The sequence below is a fragment of the Pseudomonas agronomica genome, assembly GCF_025917275.1.
In the GTDB taxonomy this organism is placed as follows: domain Bacteria; phylum Pseudomonadota; class Gammaproteobacteria; order Pseudomonadales; family Pseudomonadaceae; genus Aquipseudomonas; species Aquipseudomonas agronomica.
The window spans coordinates 1-2,006 of record NZ_JAOSHO010000711.1; the positions used below are offsets into that span (position 1 = coordinate 1).

The following is a 2,006-nucleotide window of genomic DNA, read 5'->3' on the forward strand; positions in this document are numbered from 1 at the left end:
CAGTTTTTTGCATTCCAACCCTGGCAATCGATTAATTATGAGCTAGTACTGTCAGGTCAATTCGACATCCTCTGACAGGAGCCCTCCCATGCTCGCTCACTGGTCTCTCGCGGCCATCCATCTCCTGGCGTTCGCCCTCGGGTTCTGGGCGGTGCTGACTCGTGGCACGGCATTGCGCCGCCTCGCAGGGGGCGCGGACGTGGTTCGCAATGTCCTGGTTGCAGACAACATATGGGGGCTTTCAGCGCTGGTGTTGCTGGTAACGGGCGGGATGCGCGCTTTTGCCGGGTACGAAAAAGGCGCTGACTATTACCTGCATCAGCCGCTGTTTCACCTGAAGATGACGTTGCTCGTGTTGATCCTGTTGCTTGAAGTCGCGCCGATGATCGCCCTGATCAAATGGCGGATAGCCCTCGGCAAAGGGGGCGCGATCGATCCATCGAGGGCGGGGCGCTTTGCACGGATCAGCCATTTGGAGGCGTTGCTGTTGATCCTGATGGTGATCGCCGCCACGGGGATGGCTCGCGGCGTGAGCTTGGGTTGACCGGCCACGAACGCCCGCTTCTTCGCCATTAAAACGAAACGTCTGACAGCCATGCTACGAGGCAAGCCATTAATATCGGTTTCACGGCTGGACGAGGTCAAGGCGGATGGGGCGGGGCGAGGCGCGGTCGATATGCATCTTTAGCCAGCCTTGCGGTGATGCAAACGGGCTGGCTGCGGACTGCGGCAAGGCTCAGGGCGTTTGAGGCTTGTCCGGGGCGGTAAGGCCGGCCTGGATACGCTGATAAATCTCTTCGCGATGCACCGCAACGTTTTTCGGGGCGTTGATGCCGATCCGGACTTGTTGGCCGCTTACGCCCAGAATGGTGATCGTGATGTCGTCACCAATATTTATGCTTTCACCGACTTTGCGGGTGAGTATCAGCATGGTGTTCTCCTTGATTGCTTTATAGGGCACCTGATTCAGACAGTGCAGATGTCGGTACTGCTTATAGATTAGTGCTAAGTGTCACAATGTGGGTGCCTCTTTCTGACGTGCAGACGCAGCATTAATTCCCAGGGTGCGACTATACAGAGACGCCGGGCAGGATTCTCGTGTTTTGCGCACTGTTTAGGGCGTTGTTGGCGAGAGTGGATGCTAAAATCCCCGCTTCATATCTTGCGAGGGAATCGTTGTGCGTAAATTGGCTTGGGTTATCGCGGTACTGGCGCTGGCGGGATGTGGAGAAGGGCGCGACGTCGAGGCACCCAAGCCGAAAGCAGTGGCGAGTTCCACGCCGGCGGCCGCTGCGGCGCCGCAATGGGCGGTCGAGGTTCGCGGCGAGACGCCCCAGGCCGTCAGCGATCTCACCGGATGGCTGATCGAGCACGGCTTCATGTCCACTGTCGTCAGGGAGGGCGGCAAGGATCGGGTTCTGGTCGGGCCGTTGAGCTCCGAGGCCGAGGCTCAAGCGAAGCAGGAACAGATCACCGCTGCCCTGGTCCGCGCCAAGAAGCGCAACATCGAGACTCAGGTTGTGGATTATCCAACGGCCAAATAATCGGGCAGGACAAAACGTGTGGGAGCGAGCTTGCTCGCGATAGCGGTGGATCCGTTTATTGGAATCCCTCTATCGCGAGCAAGCTCGCTCCCACAGTTGGTTTGTGCGGTTCACAAATGCCAGCTCAGCCGCAGGCCTTCAGGTCCACCGGGCCGACGAATTCGTTTCCACGACCCATCACGCACGCGACGCTCTGGTTGCGCTGGCGCTCCCAGGCCTGCACGGGATAGGTCTTGTCCCAGGCTTCATACAGGCTCCGGTCCTGTTTCGACAGGCGCAGGCCGTACTGTTTGCTCATGTAGAAATACGTCCGGGCGATCATCCCTCGGATGGACGGGCGGGGCATGACTTTCTTGGCCTTGAAGTCCACTTGGGTCAGGCATGAGCCGTACTGACCCTTCTGCACCGGCAACCAGCCGAAGCTGAAATTGCTGCGATCGCCATTGACCTCGCCAATGCTGG

General features: G+C 58.9%; 4 protein-coding genes. 2 read left to right on the forward strand and 2 right to left on the reverse strand.

The window, feature by feature from the left end; all coding sequences use genetic code 11:
- Window positions 1-88 precede the first annotated feature (88 nt).
- A complete protein-coding gene (locus OC610_RS26415) occupies window positions 89-544 on the forward strand; it encodes a DUF2214 family protein (protein WP_264432119.1) in 456 nt (151 codons plus the stop codon).
- A gap of 192 nt (window positions 545-736) precedes the next feature.
- On the opposite strand, the gene csrA is transcribed toward OC610_RS26415, so the two are convergent.
- A complete protein-coding gene (csrA, locus tag OC610_RS26420) occupies window positions 737-931 on the reverse strand; it encodes a carbon storage regulator CsrA (protein WP_003179932.1) in 195 nt (64 codons plus the stop codon).
- A 247-nt stretch (window positions 932-1,178) separates the two neighbouring features.
- On the opposite strand from csrA, the gene OC610_RS26425 reads away from it, so the two are divergent.
- Complete coding sequence (locus OC610_RS26425) at window positions 1,179-1,544, forward strand: SPOR domain-containing protein (RefSeq protein ID WP_264432124.1); 366 nt, start codon at window positions 1,179-1,181, stop codon at window positions 1,542-1,544.
- Between the two features lie 124 nt (window positions 1,545-1,668).
- Here the strand turns inward: OC610_RS26425 and OC610_RS26430 are convergent.
- A partial coding sequence (locus OC610_RS26430) for an endonuclease (protein ID WP_264432127.1) occupies window positions 1,669-2,006 on the reverse strand: 338 nt, incomplete at its 5' end.